Here is a 17,002-nt window from a genome sequence, read left to right as displayed (position 1 = left end):
GGAGTCGGAGACGACCCGAACGCCGGAGTCGGAGACGACCCGAACGCCGGAGTCGGAGACGACCCGAACGACGGAGTCGGCGATCGCGAGGATGCTGGGGCGGTGCGCCACGATCACCACGGTGCGTCCGCGACGCGCCAGTTCCCGCACCGTCTCGAGGACCGTGGTCTCGGTCGCGTCGTCGAGGTGGGCGGTGGGCTCGTCCAGCAGCAGGACGGGACGGTCCGCGGCGAGGGTGCGGACGAGGGCGAGCCGTTGCCGCTGCCCGAGCGACAGTCCGCTGCCCTCGGCGCCGACGACGGTGTCCCAGCCGCCGGGCAACTCGTCGAGCACTTCATCGAATCGCGTTGCCGCACAAATCTCTTCGAGTCCGTCGGTGGTGAGATCCACGCCCGTGAGGCGCAGGTTGTCCGCCAGCGTACCGGGGAGCAGCACGGGCCGCTGGGGCAGCCAGGCCACCTGCTCCCACCATGCGTCGTCGGCCGTCACGGGACGACCACCGACCTCGACGCTCCCCTCCGCCGGCTCCGCGAGTCCGAGGACGGCGAGCAGGGCCGTCGACTTGCCGGCACCGTTCGCCCCGGCCAGCACGGTCACGGCGCCCGGCCGGCACACCGCATCGAGCCGGTGCGGGGCGTATCCGTCGCGGCTCGCGACACTGAGATTCGTCAACGTCAGCTCGGCCGAGGTCGCATCGAATCCGGCACCGGCGGTGGCCGAAGGGGTGGCGGCCGCGCGGTCGAGGATCGTGAATGCGCGCTCGGCAGCCGCCTTGCCGTCCTCGGCGGCGTGGAACTTCGCGCCCACCGTGCGCAGCGGCAGGTACGCCTCGGGGGCGAGGATCAGCGCGACGACGCCGGCCTCGAGGGCCATGTCGCCGTAGACGAGGCGCAGACCGATGCTCACCGCGATCAGCGCGACGGAGAGGGTGGCGAGCCATTCGAGCACGGTCCCGGACAGGAACGCCACGCGCAGCGCGGACATGGTGGTGCGACGGTGGTCGTCGCCGAGCTCGCGCACCTTCTCTGCCGGGCCCTGTTCCCGGCCGAGTGCGCGCAACGTGGGCAGACCGGCGATCAGGTCGAGCAGCTGGGCCGAGAGCGTCGTCATGGTCTGCAGCGTGCGGTCGGCCTTGCCCTTGGTCAGCAGCCCGATGAGGATCATGAACGCCGGGATGAGTGGCAGCGTCACGACGACGATGATCGCCGAGGTGAGGTCCTGGAATGCGATGACCACCACGGTGATCGGGGTGAGCGTGACGGCGAGCAGCAGGGCCGGCACGTATCCGGTGAGGTACTCCGACAGCCCGCCGAGCCCGCGGGTGAGCACCGTGGCGATCTCGTCGCGGCGTGGTTCGAGTTCCCGCGGCGGCAGCCGGGTCGCCGCCGCGAGCACCTCGTGCTCGAGTTCGGCGACGACCCGGCTCGCCGAACGGTGCGCGAACCGGGACTGCACCCACGTGACCAGGGTGCGCACGGTGACGGCCCCGGCCAGGACCAGCAACTCGGTCCGCCATTCCCCGAGTTCCGCGGTGCCGGTGGTGAGCACCCCCGCGAGGACCGCACCGATCGCGAGCGCGGACACGACGATCATCGCGACGTTGATCGTGGCCGTGACGAGGGTGAGCACCAGGTAGCCGCGGGCGGTGGCGGAGTAGCGCCACAGCCGCGGGTCGATCGGCCCGCGACGCCGTGGCGCATCCGCCGCTCCGGGAGCGGAGCCGAACGGACGCACCGCGGCGTCGGCGGGCGCGGTCATTTCGCCCCGAGCGACAGACCGATGGACTTCGGGATGTGCTTGGTGGAGATGCGCTGACGGAACACCCAGTACGTCCAGCCCTGGTAGATCAGGACCACCGGCGTGACGATCACCGCCGCCCACGTCATGACCTTCAGTGTGTACGGACTCGACGACGCGTTCTCGATCGTCAGCGACAGGGTGTCGCCCAGCGTGGACGGCATGACGTTCGGGAACAGCGATCCGAACAGCAGGACGACGGTGCCGACGATGGCGACCGTGGTGAACACGAACGCCCAGCCCTCACGCTCCGCGCGGGTGAGCGCGACGACGGCGAGCAGCGCAGCCGCCGCGGCGCCGACGAGCAGCCACGTCCAGGTCTTGCCGTAGGCGAGTTGCGTCCACAGCACGAAGGATCCGGCAACGACGACCGCCGGAACGGCGAGACGTGCGGCGAGGGCCACGGCGTCCTCGCGCACCTCGTCGGCGGACTTCAGGGCGATGAAAACCGCGCCGTGCAGCGCGAACACCAGCGCGGTGGTGGCACCACCGAGCAGCGCGTACGGGTTCAGCAGGTCGAAGAAGCCGCCGATGTACTGCTTGTTCTCGTCGATGGCGACGCCGCGGACGATGTTCGCGAACGCCACGCCCCACAGCACGGCCGGTACCCAGGAGCCGAAGACGATGCCCCAGTCGCAGCGCCGCCGCCAGGTGGGGTCGTCGATCTTGCCGCGGTACTCGATCGCCACGACCCGGACGATGAGACCGAGCAGGATCAGCAGCAGGGGCAGGTAGAACCCCGAGAACAGGGTGGCGTACCACTCGGGGAACGCGGCGAACATCGCGCCGCCCGCGGTCAGCAGCCACACCTCGTTGCCGTCCCACACCGGCCCGATGGTGTTGAGCAACACCCGGCGGCGGGTGTCGGCCGTCTCGGTGCGGCCGCGGCCGAGCACCGGCATCAGCATGCCGACACCGAAGTCGAAGCCCTCGAGCACGAAGTATCCGGTGAACAGCACCGCGATCAGGACGAACCAGATCTCTTGAAGTCCCATGACCGATCTCCTAGTACGCGAAGGACAGCTGCTTGGGCCGGCCGGTGTCGTCGGGTTCGTCGTCGTGCTCGCCCGGCGGGTGAGCGTCGTGCGGCAGCGGGCCCTCGAGGGTGTAGCGGCGGATCAGCCAGAACCACACGACGCCGAGCGCACCGTAGACGACGGTGAAGGCCACCAGGGAGGCGATCACGGCGCCGGCCGAGTTGTTCGACACGCCCTGGTCGACGGTCAGCCGGATCATGTCCACGCCCGTCGGGTTGGGGTGCACGACCCACGGCTGGCGGCCCATCTCGGTGAAGATCCAGCCGGCGCTGTTGGCCAGGAACGGCGTGGGGATGGCGAGGATGCTCAACCAGCCGAACCACTTCTGGTCGGGGACGCGGCCGCGGCGGGTCACCCACAGACCGGCGACGGCCAGCGCTGCCGACCCGGCGGCCAGGCCGATCATGGCGCGGAACGACCAGTAGGTGACGAACAGGTTGGGGCGGTAGTTGCCGGGACCGAATTGCTGCTCGTACTGGTCCTGCAGGTCTTCGACGCCCTGCAGGGTGACGCCGGTGAACTCGCCCTGCGCGAGGTACGGCAGCACGTACGGCACCTCGAGGACGTGGATGACGCCGTCGCAGTTGTTGTGCGTACCGATCGTCAGGACCGAGAACTTGGGGTCGGTCTCGGTGTGGCACAGCGACTCCGCGGACGCCATCTTCATCGGCTGCTGTTCGAACATGAGCTTCGCCTGGATGTCGCCGCTGACGAAGAGCGCGACACCGGAGACGATCATCACGAGCATGCCGAGCCGGGCGGCGGGCCGGAACATGCCGCGGGCCTCGCCTTCGAGCCGGTCGGCCTCGACCGGCTCGGCCTGCGCGGCGCGGCGCATGTTGCGCACCATCCACCAGCCGGCGATGCCGGCGACGAACGTGCCGGCGGTGAGGAACGCCCCGGCGACGGTGTGCGGGAACGCCGCGAGCGCGGTGTTGTTGGTCAGCAGTTCCCAGATGCTCGTCAGTTCCGCACGCCCGGTCTCGGGGTTGTACGTCGCGCCGACGGGGTGCTGCATGAACGAGTTGGCGGAGATGATGAAGTACGCGGAGGCGTTCACGCCGATCGCGACCAGCCAGATCGTCGCCAGGTGGACCAGTTTCGGTAGCCGGCCCCATCCGAAGATCCACAGGCCGAGGAAGGTCGATTCGAGGAAGAACGCCACCAGGCCCTCGAGCGCCAGCGGGGCGCCGAAGACGTCCCCGACGAAGCGGGAGTATTCGCTCCAGTTCATGCCGAACTGGAATTCCTGCACGATGCCGGTGGCCACGCCGAGGGCGAAGTTGATGAGGAAGAGCTTGCCGAAGAACTTCGTCAGGCGGTACCAGTGGTCCTTCTTCGTGACCACCCACATGGTCTGCATGACCGCGATGAGCGGGGCGAGACCGATGGTCAGCGGGACGAGGATGAAGTGATAGACGGTGGTGATGCCGAACTGCCACCGGGACAGGTCCAACACATCCATGGCTACTCCGAGGTAACGCCCAGGGACAGGCTCCGAGTCCGGGGCACGGGCTCGGGGCCTCGGACTCTGTGCACAAGGAACCATCCGCCGGACGCGTCGGTGACCTTGTTACTACTTACAGTAGTAGAAGTGGACAGGAGCGTCGACGGTGTCGACCGACACATCCCCGCGCTCGCGTGCTCCGGACCGGCCCACGACGGGGGATCCGGCGCTCACTCGACCGCGGCGTCCACCAGGGCCTCGACCTCGCCGACCAGGGACCGCCGGGACAGATCGTGCCCGTCGAGGGTGTGCACGCGCGCCGCCAACGCGACGCTCGAGACCAGCCAGACGCCATCTGCCACAACGAGATCCGCAGGACGGACCGGCTCGTACCGCACCACGAAGTTGTGGTCGCCCGCGACGTCGAACAGCGCCTGCTGGGTGGTGCCGGGCAGGATTCCCTGCTCGGGCGGCGGGGTGATCAGCGTGCGCCCGCGCGCGACGAGGACCGACGAACGTGGCCCTTCCAACACGAAACCCTCGCTGCTGATGTAGATCACATCGTCGGCCCCGAGGGACTCGGCATGCCGCAGCGCCGCCATGTTCGTCGCGTAGGACAGGGTCTTGGCGCCGAGCAGCTGCCACGGCGCCTTCGACGCGAGATCCACCGAATACCCGCGCTCGAGCGTCACCACGGACACACCGTCCGCGCGGGCCTTGTACACCCGTTCGGCCACCGGGGTCAGCAACAGGAACGCCGTCGGCTCACTGCCACCCTCCCGGCCGCGGGTGTACACCAGGCGCAACGCCCCTTCCCGCTCCGCGTCCCACTGCTCGACCGCGACGTCGATCGCCAGCCGCCAGTCGTCGCGCTCGGGCGTCGGCAGCCCCGCCGCCGCGGCGGAGGACACGAGCCGGCTCAGGTGCTGCTCGACGGTCCGTGCCCGCCCACCGCGCACGAGGAGGGTCTCGAACACCCCGTCGCCGCGCAGCACCCCGATGTCGTCCGCGTGCAGCAGCGGCACGTCCGCGTCCCGAACCTCGCCGTCCAGCGTCACCAGCACCCGCTCAGCCATGCGCACACCCTATCCATTCCGCCGGGCGCAGACCCGCGCTCCTAGACTGATGTCGTGGCCGACACTCCCTTTGTGACCGACAGCCCACTTCTCGCTCGTCCCGGTGCCGTTCCCGCGCCGGCCGGCACCCCGGACACGGGACTGCCCTGGCACTACGGCGATCCGTTCGGCGAACAGCGGGCCGCCCTCACCGGCGTGGCCGTCGTCGACCGTTCGACCCGGTTCGTCGTCGCGATCTCCGGCGAGGAGCGCCTGAGCTGGTTGCACACCATCTCCAGCCAGCACGTCGCGCAGCTGCCCGACGGCACCTCGGCGGAGAACCTCAGCCTCGATGCGCAGGGCCGCGTCGAGCACCACTTCGTGCAGACCGACCTCGACGGCGTCACCTGGATCGACACCGAACCGCAGCGCGGGCCGGACCTGTTGACGTTCCTCAGCAGAATGGTGTTCTGGTCCAAGGCCGAGCCGCGGGACGGCAACGAGATGGCCGTGCTGAGCCTGCTCGGGCCGCGCGCCGGCGATGCCCCCGTCCTGGCCGCGCTGGGCATCGACGCCCTGCCCGCCGACGTCTACGCCGCGGTCGCCCTGCCCGGCGGCGGGCTCGTCCGGCGCATGCCCTGGCCCACCGACGACGCCTGGGACCTGCTCGTCCCCCGCGAGCGGCTCACCGACGTGTTCGCCGCCCTGGTCGACGCCGGGGCCCGCCCGGCCGGAACGTGGGCGTTCGAGGCGCTGCGCGTCGTCGCGCTCCGCCCGCGGATCGGTCTCGACACCGACGAGCGCACCATCCCGCACGAGGCCCGCTGGATCGGCGGCCCGGCCGAGCACGGCGCCGTCCATCTCGACAAGGGCTGCTACCGGGGGCAGGAGACCGTCGCGCGGGTGCACAATCTCGGCAAGCCGCCCCGGCATCTCGTCCTGCTGCACCTCGACGGCTCCGCCGAGGGCCGGCCCGAACCCGGGGACCCGGTGACCGCCGACGGCCGCGCCGTGGGGCGGCTGGGCACCGTGGTCGACCACTTCGAGCTCGGCCCCGTCGCGCTGGCCCTGATCAAGCGGAACGTGCCCGTCGGCACGGCCCTCGTCGCCGGGCCCTGCGCCGCGGCGATCGATCCGGACTCCATCCCCGACGACGCCACCGTGCAGGCCGGCCGGCTCGCCGTGGAACGGCTCCGGGGTCGGTGAGCCACCGGAACCCGCCGACCGGACGGGTCGAGGCGGTCTGCACGGTGCACTCCGTCCGCGCCAGCGGCACCCGCCGTGTCGCGCACACGGCCATCGACAAGCGTCCCGTGACCGGCCCCGTGCAGGTCCGCCGGCTCGGCCTGGCCGGCGACCGGCAGTGCGACACCGCCCACCACGGCGGTCGCCACAAGGCGGTCTACGCGTACGCCGAGGACGAGGCACGTCGCTGGGCCGACGAGCTCGGCCGCGAACTGCCCGCGGGGTGGTTCGGCGAGAACCTGCGCGTGAGCGGGATCGCCGCCTCGGATGCGGTGATCGGCGAGCGCTGGCGGATCGGCGCGCTCGGTCTGCTCCTCGAGGTCACCGGGCCGCGCACGCCGTGCGGCACCTTCGGGGTGTGGGCGCAGGAACCGGGCTGGGTGCGGCGGTTCGCCGCGCGCGGCGACACCGGGGCCTATCTGAAGGTGCTCGCCGAGGGCCCCGTCGAGGCGGGCGACGGGATCTTCGTCGTGCACGTACCCGAACACGGCGTGACCGTGCGGGACCTGTTCACCGGCCGGGACCCGGCGCGGATCGCGGAGATGCTCGCGCAGCAGGACGACCTGTCCCCTAGTGTCGCCGACAAGGCTCGCAGACGAGTCGCCGGACGAGAGGTGCAGGTGGAGTATTGAGCGTCGAACTCGTGGAAGTGGTGCGATCGGGGTTCCGCGAATGCGTGCACCGCGGCTCGCTCGTCGTACTCGACCCGGCCGGCGACGTGCGGCTCGCACTGGGCGAGATCCGCACGCCGATCTATCCGCGGTCGTCGAACAAGCCGCTGCAGGCGGTGGCGCTGCTGCGGCAGGGCTTCGTGCCCCGCTCGACGGAGGAACTCGCGATCGCGACGGCCTCGCACGAGGGCGAGGCCGGGCACGTCCGGCTGGTGGAGGCGCTGCTCGCCGGGCACGGATTCACCGAGGACGACCTGCAGTGCCCGCCGGATCTGCCGGGCAACGAACCGGCCCGGGCGACGATCGTCGCCGCCGGTCACCCCCGGCGGACGGTGTACATGAACTGCTCCGGCAAGCACGCCGCGATGCTCGCGACGTGTGCCGCGAACGGCTGGCCCGTCCGCGCCGGCGCGGACGAGCCGGGCTACCTCGACTCCGCCCATCCGCTGCAGCAGGCCGTGGTCGAGACGGTCCTCGACCTCGCGGGCGACGTCGAGGACACCGATCTCGGCATCGACGGGTGCGGCCTGCCGATCGTGCCGCTGCCCCTGGTCAATCTCGCCCGGGCCTATTCGCGGCTGGCGACGGCCGGGCCCGGGACGCCGGAACGGGCCGTGGCCGACGCGATCCGGAGTCATCCGCACCTCGTCTCGGGCACCGGCAAGGACGACGCCCGGTTGATGCCCGCGGTGCCGGGACTGCTGTGCAAGGCCGGGGCGGACGGCGTGCACGCGGGTGCCCTGCCGGACGGCACCGCGTTCGCACTGAAGATCGACGACGGCCACGAGCGGGCCCGCCTTCCCCTCACCGCCGCCCTGCTGCACCACCTCGGAGTGACGTGGTCCGAGGAGCACGCGGAGCTCGCGTCGCAGCCGGTGCTCGGCGGTGGGATCCGGGTCGGCACGGTCCGGGCGATCCCCGGAGTGCTCTGAACGCTCCCTCGTCCCGCATTTGCCCAGGTCGCCTGTGGGTGAGACCAATCGGACACCGGCGCCACCAGGTGTGTGGAGGCGGAACCGACTTTTCCACGCTAGAGTGGTGGCCAGGAAAATACTCAATTAACCGGGGCCGCCAAATTCCCCAGGCCGCCCCGTCAAGGCGCGAGGGGGTTAGCCATGGGCCGCGGCCGGGCTAAGGCAAAGCAGACCAAGGTTGCACGGGAGCTCAAGTACAGCTCACCGGCCACCGACTTCGAGAGCCTCCAGCGGGAGTTGTCTGGCGGTACACCCAACTCGCACCGGGACGAGGTCTTCGCAGACCAGCGTTCCGGACCGGACGGTCGTTCCCCCTGGGACGACGACTACGACGACGACTGGCGTCGCTGACCCGAGCCTCACGCACAGGAGGGGGGAGTCGGACCACCGACTCCCCCCTTCGCTGGCACCCTCCTCGCCGTCCGGATCTCGCACACCGCTGCGACACCCGGCCGGCAGGTGAGGCGATCCGGAAAACTTCGTCACCACGACGCGCAGCGCCCGGGCCGTCCTGCACGGCCCGGGCGCTGCGCGTATCGGTGCGACGCGTATCCGGTGTCGGATCCGGCTCCGGTGCCGACTCCGTTTCCGGTGTCGGCTCCGGACCGGCGCCGGGTCAGAACCGCGGGTGGTCGCCCACGAGCACGGCGCGCACGTCGTCCTGGTCCTGAGACTTGCGCACGGTGCCCAGCGTCCAGCAGTCGATGTGGCGCGCGGTGAGCACCGCGAGGGCCCGGTCGACGTCCTCGGGCGCGACGATCGCGACCATGCCGACGCCCATGTTGAAGGTCTTCTCCATCTCGGTCCGCTCGACGCGGCCGCGCTGGGCGATGAGCCCGAACACCGGGGCCGGGCTCCACGTGGTCCGGTCGAGCTCGGCGACGAGTCCCTTCGGCATCACCCGGGCCAGGTTGCCCGCGAGCCCTCCGCCGGTGACGTGGCAGAACGTGCGGACCTCGGTTTCGGCGGCCAGCGCGAGGCAGTCCTTCGCGTAGATCCGGGTCGGCTCGAGCAGTTCCTCGCCGAGGCTGCGGCTGAACTCGTCGACGTGCGCCGTCAGGCTCATCTTGCCGATGTCGAGAAGGACCTTGCGGGCCAGCGAGTATCCGTTCGAGTGCAGCCCCGACGAACCCATGGCGATCACCACGTCGCCCGGGCGCACCCGGTCGGGCCCGAGCAGCCGGTCGGCCTCGACGACGCCGACACCCGTGGCGGACAGGTCGTAGTCCCCGTCGGCCATCACGCCGGGATGCTCGGCGGTCTCGCCGCCGAGCAGGGCGCAGCCGGCCTGGACGCAGCCCGCCGCGATGCCGCCGACGATCTCGGCCACCCGCTCGGGCACCACGCGCCCGACCGCGATGTAGTCCTGCAGGAAGAGCGGCTCGGCGCCGCAGACCACGAGGTCGTCGACGACCATCGCCACGAGGTCGAGACCGACGGTGTCGTGCTTGTCGAGGGCCTGCGCCACCGCCAGTTTGGTGCCGACCCCGTCGGTGGACGCCGCGAGCAGCGGTTCCTTGTAGTCGCCCTTGAGCGCGAACAGCCCCGCGAATCCACCGAGGCCGCCGAGCACCTCCGGGCGGGTCGCCTTCTTCGCGTGCGGCGCGAACAGTTCGACGGCTCGATCGCCGGCCTCGATGTCCACGCCCGCCGCTGCGTAGGAAGCTCCGGGGGTTGTGTCCTCGGTCATGGGTTGTCGGCTCCAGCCTCGAGTTGTGGTGAACAGGTGTATCGGCATCGCTGCCGGGCGCGCGAACGCACGCCGAAGCCCGCCGATCGCGCACCTCAAGGTACCCGACCGGGCCGGACCGCCGACGCGCGACGACGCGAAACCGGGGCCGCCGTCCTCGCGACGGCGGGCGGGTCTAGGGACGGCTCAAGGCGTCCGCGTTGTCGTTGTCGAGCGCCGGCGTGGCCCCCGCGGCCCCGCCGAGCATCCCTTCGAGCACGTTCTTCCCGACGGCGTGCTCCTTCGGCAGCGCGATCGGGTAGTGCCCGTCGAAGCACGCGGCGCACAGGCGCGAGGCGGGCTGCTCGGTGGCGCCGATCATCCCGTCGATCGAGATGTATCCGAGGGAGTCCGCACCGATCGACCGGCGCACCATCTCCACCATCTCGTCGAAGTCGTGCCCGGTCCGTTCGGAGGCGTCGCGGGTGCCGCCGCCGTTGGCGATCAGCTCGGCCGGGGATGCGAAGTCGATGCCGTAGAAGCACGGCCACTTCACCGGCGGCGACGCGATCCGCACGTGGATCTCGAGCGCACCGGCCTCGCGGAGCATCCGGATCAGGGCCCGCTGGGTGTTGCCACGCACGATCGAGTCGTCGACCACGACGAGCCGCTTGCCGCGGATGACCTCGCGCAGCGGATTGAGCTTGAGCCGGATGCCGAGCTGGCGGATGGTCTGGCTCGGCTGGATGAAGGTACGGCCCACGTAGGCGTTCTTCATCAGGCCCTGGCCGTAGGGGATCCCCGAGCCCTGCGCGTAGCCGACGGCGGCGGGGGTGCCCGACTCCGGCACCGGAATGACCAGGTCCGCGTCGACCGGGTGTTCCTTGGCCAGTCGCCGGCCGATCTCCACGCGAGTGGCGTGCACCGAGCGGCCCGCGATCGTCGAGTCCGGCCGCGCGAGGTAGACGTACTCGAACACGCAGCCCTTGGGCTCCGGGTTCGCGAAGCGGCTCGAGCGGACGCCGTCGGCGTCGATGGCGAGCAGCTCGCCGGGCTCGATGTCGCGCACGAAGGACGCGCCGACGATGTCGAGCGCGGCGGTCTCGCTGGCCACGACCCAGCCGCGGTCCAGGCGGCCCAGGCACAGCGGCCGGATTCCCCACGGGTCGCGCGCCGCGTAGAGCGTGTGCTCGTCCATGAAGGTCAGGCAGAAGGCACCGCGCAGGGTCGGCAGCAGCTCGAGGGCCGCCTGCTCGACCGTGCTGTCGGCGGCGGCGTGCGCGAGCAGCGCGCCGACGATGTCGGAGTCGGTGGTGGCCGTGACCGCCCGCCGGTCGTCGCCGAGGCCCAGCTCCCGGGCACGCTGGGCGAGTTCGGCGGTGTTGACCAGATTGCCGTTGTGGCCGAGCGCGACGCCGGTGCCGGCCGCGGTCGTGCGGAAGATCGGCTGGGCGTTCTCCCAGGTGGTCGACCCGGTGGTCGAGTAGCGACAGTGCCCGATCGCGATGTGCCCGGACATGGCGGCGAGGGTCTGCTCGTCGAAGACCTGGCTCACCAGCCCGAGATCCTTGAACACGAGGACCTGAGAGCCGTCGGCGACGGCGATACCGGCCGCCTCCTGCCCCCGGTGCTGCAGCGCATAGAGGCCGTAGTACGTGAGCTTGGACACATCCTCGCCCGGAGCCCAGACTCCGAAGACTCCGCACTCCTCACGAGGTTCGTTCTCGGGTTCCTCGGCTGCGAGGAGATTACGTGTGTGAACCGACAGATCGGCACTGGTCACCGGGGTGCTCCCTGGGGGCTGGACAAAAGAGAGGCAAGGCCATTCTACGGGTCGGCCGACGATGCCCCGCTCCGACGGGTCACCGGGGCCTCCTCCGCCGTTCCCAGCCCTTGCGCTCACAACCGCAACAGCGGCATCCAGTGCGCGATCTCCGCGGCACGGCTCCCGGACGCGTCCAGCGATCCCGCGGCGGCGGCGTCGGCGAAATCGACGAGTCCCGTGACCAGACGAAGCCACGTCCGCGGGCCGGTCTCGACGACGTTGGGCGGGGTCCCCCGGGTGTGGCGGGGCCCCTCGATGCACTGCACCGCCACGAACGGCGGCACCCGCACCTCGACGCTGGATCCGGGCGCCGCCTGCTCCAGGGCGCGAGCGGTCAGGCGCACCGCCGCCGCGAGGTCGGCGCGGACCGGTGCGTCGACCGTCTCGTCCCGCAGCCACGGACCGACCCGCAGGACGGCGGCGCGGAGCTCGGCGGGGTCGACGGGTTTGCGCGGTGCCACGGCGAGCCAGCCTAGCTACGCCGGGCGGCGTCGTCGTCCTCGGCGGGCAGTCCCGCCAGCCGCACCGCCACGGCCCCGCCGACGTTGAGTGCCAGGTGCAGCAGGGCGGGTGCGAGGACGCTGCCGCTGCGGCGGCGCAGCCGGTCGAAGACCACCGCCGAGAGTCCGGTGACGAGCACCGTGCCGAGCACGTGATGACCGGCGTCCCGCGCGGGCTGCACGTGCCACAGCCCGAACGCCGCCGCGTGCAGACCGGACCCCGCCGTGCCCGGACCGAGCAGCGCCGCGAGAACGCTGCGGAACAGCAGCTCCTCGGCGGCGACGGTGCCGAACGGAATGTGCAGCCCCACCCATTCGTAGAAGTCCTCGCGTTCGGCACGGGCTTCGTCGACGAGCCGGGCCCGCAGCGACGGGACGGCGAGCATGCCTGCGTACGCGGCCAGCGGGACGGCGGCGGCGGCCAGACCCCACCGCGCGCCGGACACGAGATGCCGCGGATCCAGTCCCAGCATGCCCCGCTCGACGCCCGCGGCCCGGGCCGCGAACACCGCGGCGGTGCCGACGGTCGCCGAGAGCACGGCGCGCCCGCGCGGCCCGATCCGGGTGGCAGGCAGCACCGCGCCCCAGCCCACGACCGCCGCGGCGACCGCCGGACCGAGCCACGGCCGGCGGTGACTCCGTCCCGGCCGGCTCACTTCTCCGGTCCCTGCAGATCGTCGATGACGGTCAGCGCGAACCGCACCCGCTCGGTGTCGGCCTCGGTCCAGCCGTCGGGCGCAGTGACCGCGATCCAGCCGTCGAGCACCGTGGTGCCGTAGTTGTGACCGTGCCCGTCGGGCACCCCGGCGGCGTTGGTCAGATCCGCGGAGACCTGCCAGAAGGTCACGAACGGGAACCAGCGCATCTGCGGAAGCCGGTCCGGGCCGGGCGGTTCGGACAGCCAGTCCGGCCGGCTGACGATCAGGTCCGGGGACCACCACACCACCGGATCGGACGCGTGCTGCAGGTACAGGATCCGGGGGAACAGCCACGGGGTGTCGGGCTCCCCGATCGACGCGCGGTCGTCGGCGAAGCGCACCACCAGGCCGTCCGCGTACACCGGTTCGACCTCGGTCGTGCCCGGGTCTCGGCGGTCGACGAGCTGGCGCCACAGGCGGTTCGAGTTGGGCGGGCCGACCCACAGGACGCCGTCGACGGTGTCGCGGATCGCGGCGACCGTGCCGAAAGCGCCCTCCCCCGACTGGGTTCCGAGGCTCTCCCCGTACACATACAGCTCCGGCCGATGCTCGGCGGACTGGGCGAGCCACCGGTTGTGAACCCGATCGATGAGCATGTCGCCGGCGGCCGCGGCCTTCTCACGGTCGGCGAGGAAGGAGATCCAGCTCGGCATGTACGAGTACTGCCACGCGACGAGGGCGACGTCGCCGTTGTGGACGAGCTCCATCATCATCGCCGCGGTCGGATTGACCCATCCCGTTCCGGTGGTCGGGATGATCACGAGCACCTCGCGGTCGAACGCGTCGGTGCGTTCGAGCTCGTCGATCACGACGTCGGCACGCGCCTCGGGGGTGTCGGCGGTCTCGAGTCCCGCGTAGACCCGGATCGGTTCCCGGGCCGGGACACCGTTGATCGCGGTCAGCTCGGCGGCGTCGAGACCTCGGCCGACGAAGTCGCGCCCCTGGTAGCCGAGGGTGTCCCACGCCGCGAACGACTCGGGGCTCCCGGACTTCTCGGGCACGAGCGGCTGCGTGACTCCCGGCCGGGTCTCGTTGTTGTGGATGCCGAACACCCAGTTCAGTCCCGCGTAGGCGCCCCGGGCCAGCACACCGTCGATGAGCATGAACACCACCAGCACCACCAGCAGCGCACCGAGCGAACGCGCGGCCCCCGGCGGTATGCGCAGACGCCGCACCAGCTGCCACGCGACGATCCCCGCGAGTTCGCGCAGGCCGCGCCAGGTGGCGATCAGGGTGAGCGCGACGGCGGCGGCGAGCACCAGGGTCCGCAGATACCCGCTGGTCGTGGTGCCCTCGGCGTTCATCAGCGCGGCCAGCTGGCGTTGCTGCCGCGACGCGAACACCAGCGCCACCAGCGACGCGAGCACGGCGGCGACCGGGACCGCCACCTTGATCGCCCGCAGCACGGGCAGCGGCGGTGGCCACCACGGCCGCTTCGCCAGCAGCCGGTTGCCGGCCCAGCCGACGGCACATCCCACCCCGTAGCCGATGGCGACGTTGATGCCGCCGATCAGCCCCTGGAACAACCAGTCGCGAGGCAGCAGCGACGGAGTCAGCGACCAGCAGAAGAACAGGGCCGCGAAGGCGATGCCGGTGAAATCCAGGCTCAGTGCCCCCCACACCTGGGCGGTGTGGGGGTGGCGGTCACCGAATTCGGTGACCGCGTCGATGATCCGGCCCTGCCGGGCCTCTATCGACGCCAGCCGATCGACCTGGGAACCGACCATCGCTCACCCGAACAACGCCGGAAGTGTGCCCTCGTAGACCTCGCGCAGTTCGGCCGTCGTGACCGAGAACAGACCCTGCACCTCGACGGAGTCGGAGCCCTCGTCGACGACCCCGATCCGCACCCACGGCATGTCGCGCGCCGTGCACATGCCGGTGAAGCGGGTCTCCTCGGTGCGCGGCACCGCCACCAGCACCCGGCCGGCGGACTCGGAGAACAGGGTCACGAACGGGTCCGCGTCCTCCGGCAGCAGGATCCGGCAGCCGGTCTCGCCGGCCAGCGCGGCCTCGACGACCGCCTGCGCGAGACCGCCCTCGGACAGGTCGTGGGCGGCGGAGACCAGGCCGTCGCGCGAGGCGGCGGTGAGGATCTCGGCGAGCAGCCGCTCCCGCTCGAGGTCGACCTTCGGCGGGACGCCACCGAGGTGATCGTGCTCGACCTGCGCCCAGATCGAGCCGTCGAACTCGTCGCGGGTCTCCCCCAGCAGGATGAGCGTCTCGCCCGGCTCGAGGCCGAGGCCGGTGGGGATGCGGCGGTGCACGTCGTCGATCACGCCGAGCACGGCGACGACCGGGGTCGGCAGGATCGGAGTGGCCCCGGTCTGGTTGTAGAAGCTGACGTTGCCGCCGGTGACGGGAATGCCGAGCTGCGCGCACCCGTCGGCGAGACCGCGCACGGCCTGCTGGAACTGCCACATCACGCCCGGATCCTCGGGCGAGCCGAAGTTCAGGCAGTTGGACACGGCCTTCGGGGTGGCACCGGTGACGGCGACGTTGCGGTAGGCCTCGGCGAGGGCGAGCTGCGCGCCGGCGTACGGGTCGAGCTGGGTGTAGCGGCCCGAAGCGTCGGTGGCGAGCGCGATCCCGCGGCCGGTCTGCTCGTCGACGCGGATCACGCCCGCGTCGGCGTGCTCGGCGAGCACCGTGTTGCCGCGGACGTAGCGGTCGTACTGCTCGGTGATCCACTTGCGGCTGCACAGCTGCGGCGAGCCGATCATCTTCAGCAGGGTCGCCTTCAGTTCCTCGGGCGTCTGCGGCCGCTTCAGCCCCGCAGTGGTGTCCGCGACGAGCGCGTCCTGGGACTCCGGGCGCTGCACCGGGCGGTGGTACACCGGGCCCTCGTGCGCGACGGTGCGCGGCGGCACGTCGACGACGGTCTCACCGTGCCAGTCGATGACGAGCCGGTCGCCGTCGGTGACCTCGCCGATCACGGTGGCCAGCACGTCCCACTTCTTGCACACGGCCATGAAGGCGTCGACGTTCTCCGGGGTCACGACGGCGCACATGCGCTCCTGGGACTCGCTCGAGAGCACCTCGGCGGGGGTCATGCCGGTCGCGCGCATCGGAACCCGCTCGAGCGCGACGTGCATGCCGCCGTCGCCGGCGGCGGCCAGCTCGGAGGTCGCGCAGGCGAGGCCGGCGCCGCCGAGGTCCTGGATGCCGACGACGAGCTTCTCGCGGTAGAGGTCGAGGCAGCACTCGATGAGCACCTTCTCGGTGAACGGATCCCCCACCTGCACCGCCGGCAGCTTCTTGCGGGACTTCGAGGGGCCGGCTTCCTGTCCGGAACCGGATTCGTCACCGTCGAAGGTCTCCGACGCCAGGACGGACACGCCGCCGATGCCGTCGAGGCCCGTGCGCGCGCCGAACAGGATGATCTTGTTGCCCGTGCCCGACGCGAACGCCAGGTGCAGGTCCTCCGTGCGCATCGCCCCGGCACACAGCGCATTGACCAGGGGGTTGCCGGCATAGGAGGCGTCGAAGACGGTTTCGCCGCCGACGTTGGGCAGGCCGAGGGAGTTGCCGTACCCACCGATGCCGCGGACCACGCCGTCGACGACGCGCCGGGTGTCGGGCGCGTCCGCGGCGCCGAAGCGCAACTGGTCCATGACCGCGATCGGACGGGCACCCATCGCCATGATGTCGCGGACGATGCCGCCGACACCGGTCGCGGCACCCTGGTACGGCTCGACGTAGGACGGATGGTTGTGGGACTCGACCTTGAAGGTGACCGCCCAGCCGTCGCCGATGTCGACGACGCCGGCGTTCTCACCGATGCCCGCGAGCATCGAGGCCCGCATCTCGTCGGTGGTGGTCTCCCCGAAGTACCGCAGGTGCACCTTGGAGGACTTGTAGGAGCAGTGCTCGGACCACATCACCGAGTACATGGCCAGCTCGGCATCCGTGGGACGACGGCCCAGGATCTCCCGGATGCGGGCGTACTCGTCGTCCTTCAGTCCCAGCTCACGGAAGGGCTGGGCGACTTCGGGGGTTTCGGCGGCGTGGGTGACGGTATCCACCTGCGGTGACACTGGGCGTCGGGTCCCTTCACTCTGGGATCGAAACGGCAGGCCGGGCG

13 protein-coding genes and 1 pseudogene are annotated in these 17,002 nt (G+C 71.3%); 4 read left to right on the top strand and 10 right to left on the bottom strand.

The genetic code is table 11. The annotated features are described in order from the left end of the window. Nucleotides 1–51 precede the first annotated feature (51 nt). From cydD to ACWPQI_RS04465, 4 genes and pseudogenes are all read right to left on the bottom strand, one after another. Nucleotides 52–1,758 (bottom strand): annotated as a pseudogene (cydD, locus tag ACWPQI_RS04480) (thiol reductant ABC exporter subunit CydD); the annotation flags it as partial. Further along, nucleotides 1,755–2,792: a cytochrome d ubiquinol oxidase subunit II gene (cydB, locus tag ACWPQI_RS04475; protein ID WP_040274077.1), complete on the bottom strand. Its 1,038-nt coding sequence runs from the start codon at nt 2,790–2,792 to the stop codon at nt 1,755–1,757. The gene cydB and the pseudogene cydD, both read right to left, overlap by 4 nt. Before the next feature lie 10 nt (nt 2,793–2,802). After that, a complete protein-coding gene (locus ACWPQI_RS04470) occupies nt 2,803–4,299 on the bottom strand; it encodes a cytochrome ubiquinol oxidase subunit I (RefSeq protein WP_017680647.1) in 1,497 nt (498 codons plus the stop codon). A gap of 212 nt (nt 4,300–4,511) precedes the next feature. Further along, nucleotides 4,512–5,357: an aminodeoxychorismate lyase gene (locus tag ACWPQI_RS04465; protein ID WP_010593857.1), complete on the bottom strand. Its 846-nt coding sequence runs from the start codon at nt 5,355–5,357 to the stop codon at nt 4,512–4,514. Nucleotides 5,358–5,411: 54 nt separating this feature from the next. Between ACWPQI_RS04465 and ygfZ the strand changes: the two genes are divergently transcribed. The 4 genes from ygfZ (at nt 5,412) to ACWPQI_RS04445 (ending at nt 8,577) form a co-directional block, all read left to right on the top strand. After that, nucleotides 5,412–6,542 (top strand): CAF17-like 4Fe-4S cluster assembly/insertion protein YgfZ, encoded by a 1,131-nt coding sequence (ygfZ, locus tag ACWPQI_RS04460; protein WP_102031006.1) that lies wholly within the window; start codon nt 5,412–5,414, stop codon nt 6,540–6,542. Beyond that, on the top strand, nt 6,539–7,213 hold the full coding sequence (locus ACWPQI_RS04455; protein ID WP_010593855.1) for an MOSC domain-containing protein: 675 nt from the start codon (nt 6,539–6,541) through the stop codon (nt 7,211–7,213). The genes ygfZ and ACWPQI_RS04455 overlap by 4 nt, the downstream gene beginning before the upstream one ends. Then, nucleotides 7,210–8,184, top strand: a complete 975-nt coding sequence (locus ACWPQI_RS04450) for an asparaginase (protein WP_102031007.1) — start codon at nt 7,210–7,212, stop codon at nt 8,182–8,184. The genes ACWPQI_RS04455 and ACWPQI_RS04450 overlap by 4 nt, the downstream gene beginning before the upstream one ends. 183 nt (nt 8,185–8,367) lie before the next feature. Further along, nucleotides 8,368–8,577, top strand: a complete 210-nt coding sequence (locus ACWPQI_RS04445) for a DUF3073 domain-containing protein (protein ID WP_003936528.1) — start codon at nt 8,368–8,370, stop codon at nt 8,575–8,577. Between the two features lie 265 nt (nt 8,578–8,842). On the opposite strand, the gene purM is transcribed toward ACWPQI_RS04445, so the two are convergent. The 6 genes from purM to purL form a co-directional block, all read right to left on the bottom strand. Next, nucleotides 8,843–9,916, bottom strand: a complete 1,074-nt coding sequence (gene purM, locus ACWPQI_RS04440; RefSeq protein ID WP_026137732.1) for a phosphoribosylformylglycinamidine cyclo-ligase — start codon at nt 9,914–9,916, stop codon at nt 8,843–8,845. A 175-nt stretch (nt 9,917–10,091) separates the two neighbouring features. After that, on the bottom strand, nt 10,092–11,678 hold the full coding sequence (gene purF, locus ACWPQI_RS04435; RefSeq protein ID WP_010593852.1) for an amidophosphoribosyltransferase: 1,587 nt from the start codon (nt 11,676–11,678) through the stop codon (nt 10,092–10,094). Nucleotides 11,679–11,794: 116 nt separating this feature from the next. Next, nucleotides 11,795–12,181, bottom strand: a complete 387-nt coding sequence (locus ACWPQI_RS04430; RefSeq protein WP_010593851.1) for a sterol carrier family protein — start codon at nt 12,179–12,181, stop codon at nt 11,795–11,797. An 11-nt stretch (nt 12,182–12,192) separates the two neighbouring features. Then, the gene (locus tag ACWPQI_RS04425; protein ID WP_048772588.1) at nt 12,193–12,876 is read right to left on the bottom strand and encodes a CPBP family intramembrane glutamic endopeptidase; all 684 of its coding nucleotides are present in this window, start codon (nt 12,874–12,876) and stop codon (nt 12,193–12,195) included. Then, complete coding sequence (locus tag ACWPQI_RS04420; protein ID WP_010593849.1) at nt 12,873–14,645, bottom strand: alpha/beta hydrolase; 1,773 nt, start codon at nt 14,643–14,645, stop codon at nt 12,873–12,875. Before ACWPQI_RS04420 ends, ACWPQI_RS04425 begins: the two co-directional genes overlap by 4 nt. Before the next feature lie 3 nt (nt 14,646–14,648). Continuing rightward, a complete protein-coding gene (purL, locus tag ACWPQI_RS04415) occupies nt 14,649–16,955 on the bottom strand; it encodes a phosphoribosylformylglycinamidine synthase subunit PurL (RefSeq protein WP_301914590.1) in 2,307 nt (768 codons plus the stop codon). Nucleotides 16,956–17,002 lie beyond the last annotated feature (47 nt).

It is taken from the genome of Rhodococcus sp. LMD, assembly GCF_056108245.1.
Note: the sequence above shows the minus strand (reverse complement) of the source record. Positions and strands in the feature narration are given on the sequence as shown.

Bases quoted from the DNA above. Each gene is read 5' to 3' on its own strand.
- cydB (WP_040274077.1), bottom strand. From the start codon at position 2,792: ATGGGACTTCAAGAGATCTGGTTCGTCCTGATCGCGGTGCTGTTCACC.
- ACWPQI_RS04470 (WP_017680647.1), bottom strand. From the start codon at position 4,299: ATGGATGTGTTGGACCTGTCCCGGTGGCAGTTCGGCATCACCACCGTC.
- ACWPQI_RS04465 (WP_010593857.1), bottom strand. From the start codon at position 5,357: ATGGCTGAGCGGGTGCTGGTGACGCTGGACGGCGAGGTTCGGGACGCG.
- ACWPQI_RS04445 (WP_003936528.1), top strand. From the start codon at position 8,368: ATGGGCCGCGGCCGGGCTAAGGCAAAGCAGACCAAGGTTGCACGGGAG.
- purM (WP_026137732.1), bottom strand. From the start codon at position 9,916: ATGACCGAGGACACAACCCCCGGAGCTTCCTACGCAGCGGCGGGCGTG.
- ACWPQI_RS04420 (WP_010593849.1), bottom strand. From the start codon at position 14,645: ATGGTCGGTTCCCAGGTCGATCGGCTGGCGTCGATAGAGGCCCGGCAG.